This is a genomic window from Mesorhizobium sp. M7A.F.Ca.AU.002.02.1.1, assembly GCF_003998535.1.
In the GTDB taxonomy this organism is placed as follows: Bacteria; Pseudomonadota; Alphaproteobacteria; order Rhizobiales; family Rhizobiaceae; genus Mesorhizobium; species Mesorhizobium ciceri.
Map to the genome: position 1 here is coordinate 1 of NZ_RZPB01000885.1, position 2,223 is coordinate 2,223.

Here is a 2,223-nt window from a genome sequence, read left to right on the forward strand (position 1 = left end):
CCCCCACTCCGTCGAGCTACGCTCGAGGGAGGGGGGGAAGCCATCAGCAAAACGCGCTGCCGCCGCAAGACAGGCATTATCGGGAGAGAAATGCCCGCCATGACGAGGGGCGGTGCCGACGTCGTTCCAAGGCGATCGTAGATCGTAAAGCTAGCTGAGCATGACTCTGCCCTCAACCTGTGCTATGCGCCGCGCTTCCTTTCCGGCACGATGCGTGAAATCGGCCGCAAACCGCTTATATCAGTGCAACCATGACCCTTTCATTCGATCTCACCACTGACAGCGCCCGCGACGCGTTGCGTGCCCGCTCGGCACAGCCCGAAAAGCAGTCGCTGATCGGCCTGACGCGGATCGAACTCGCCGAGACTCTGGTTGCATCAGGCGCTGTGCCCGAGCGCCAGGCGACAATGCGCGCCCAGCAGCTGTGGCACTGGATGTATGTGCGCGGCGTCTCCGATTTCGCCGGCATGTTCAACATCTCCAAGGATCTGCGTGCTGAGCTCGACAAGCATTTCACCGTCGCCAGGCCCGAGATCGTCGAGGAGCAGATTTCCGCCGACGGCACGCGAAAGTGGCTGTTCCGCTTTCCGCCGCGCGGCGCCGGCCGGCCTGTCGAGATCGAAACCGTCTACATTCCCGAAGAGGGTCGCGGCACGCTGTGCATCTCCTCGCAGGTGGGCTGCACGCTGACCTGCTCGTTCTGCCACACCGGCACGCAGAAGCTGGTGCGCAATCTGACGGCCGAGGAGATCCTCGCCCAGCTGCTCACCGCCCGCGACCGGCTCGGCGATTTCCCTGACCGCGACACGCCCGACGGCGCCATCGTGCCGGCCGAAGGCCGCAAAGTGTCCAATATCGTCATGATGGGCATGGGCGAGCCGCTTTACAATTTCGAAGCGGTGAAGAAGGCGCTGCTGATCGCTTCCGACGGTGACGGCCTGTCCCTGTCGAAGCGGCGCATCACGCTGTCGACCTCCGGCGTCGTGCCGGAAATCTTCCGCACCGGCGAGGAAATCGGCGTCATGCTGGCAATCTCGCTGCATGCCACCAATGACGATCTGCGCGACTTGCTTGTGCCGATCAACAAGAAGTATCCGCTGAAGGAACTGATCGCCGCCTGCCGCGCCTATCCCGGCCTGTCGAACGCCAAGCGCATCACCTTCGAATATGTGATGCTGAAGGACGTCAACGATTCCATCGAGGACGCCAAGGGACTGATCAAGCTGCTCAAGGGCATTCCGGCCAAGATCAACCTGATCCCGTTCAACCCGTGGCCGGGCACCAATTACCAGTGCTCGGACTGGGAAACGATCGAGAAATTCGCCGACTACATCAACAATGCCGGCTATGCCTCGCCGATCCGCACGCCGCGCGGCCGCGACATCCTCGCCGCCTGCGGCCAGCTCAAATCCGACTCCGAGCGCATGCGCAAGGTCGACCGGCTGGCTCTGGAAGCGATGATGATAGCGGGGCACGGCGAGGCGTGAACCGCCCCTTCGCCTGCCTAAGACGCCTCGCCATCATGGCGGTCGGCTATATCGCCGCCGTGCTGACCTCGATCCTGGTGCCGGTGCTGCTGATCGCTCTTCTGGAAGGCATCGAAGACGGCAACTGGTCGATCATTTTCGCCTTCGACTGGCTTGGCTCGTTCCCGCTCGCCGTGTTGACCGTAATGATCGGCGCGCTGTTGATCGTCGGCCCGGCGCTCTTTGTCGCCGAACGGTTCTCACTTCGAGGATGGTTCTACTTCGCCGCCACTGGTGCGATCACGTCCATTGCCTTTGGCGTATCCATGCCGCGCTCGGCCAGCAGCTTTGTCTTCAATCCGGGCTTTCTGGGTTTTCTCGCCACCGCCGGCATCGCCGCCGGTTGGATCTACTGGCTTCTGGCTGGACGCAGGTCCGGCACGGGCCGGAATCTGGGCCGGGATTGATGGCGCGTCTCGTCGGCTACCTCATCCGTTTCACCGTCATCCTGTTCGGCTATGCCGTCGCCTCGCTGGCGGCGAGCGCCTTCCTCAACATCCTGTTCCTGGCATCGCTCGGCTACACGCCGGAGCATGCGCATCCGACGGCGACGGCTTCCCTGTATTTTTCAATTCCCTTCGCCGCCCTGTTCGTCGCCTATTTCGCCCTGATGCCGGCCTCTGTCGTCATCCTGCTTGCCGAAATCCTGGGCCGGCGCGACTGGCTGTTCTATGCGCTGGCGGGCGCGGTGGTTGCC

Annotated in this window: 2 protein-coding genes and 1 pseudogene; all 3 read left to right on the top strand. The window is 62.9% G+C overall.

Features of this window, described 5'->3' with window-relative positions; translation table 11 throughout:
• Positions 1–251: 251 nt before the first annotated feature.
• Complete coding sequence (gene rlmN / locus EN879_RS32840; protein ID WP_063169553.1) at positions 252–1,487, top strand: 23S rRNA (adenine(2503)-C(2))-methyltransferase RlmN; 1,236 nt, start codon at positions 252–254, stop codon at positions 1,485–1,487.
• A gap of 35 nt (positions 1,488–1,522) precedes the next feature.
• Complete coding sequence (locus tag EN879_RS32845) at positions 1,523–1,933, top strand: hypothetical protein (RefSeq protein ID WP_224618958.1); 411 nt, start codon at positions 1,523–1,525, stop codon at positions 1,931–1,933.
• Positions 1,933–2,223, top strand: a pseudogene (locus EN879_RS32850) (hypothetical protein); the annotation flags it as partial. The gene EN879_RS32845 and the pseudogene EN879_RS32850, both read left to right, overlap by 1 nt.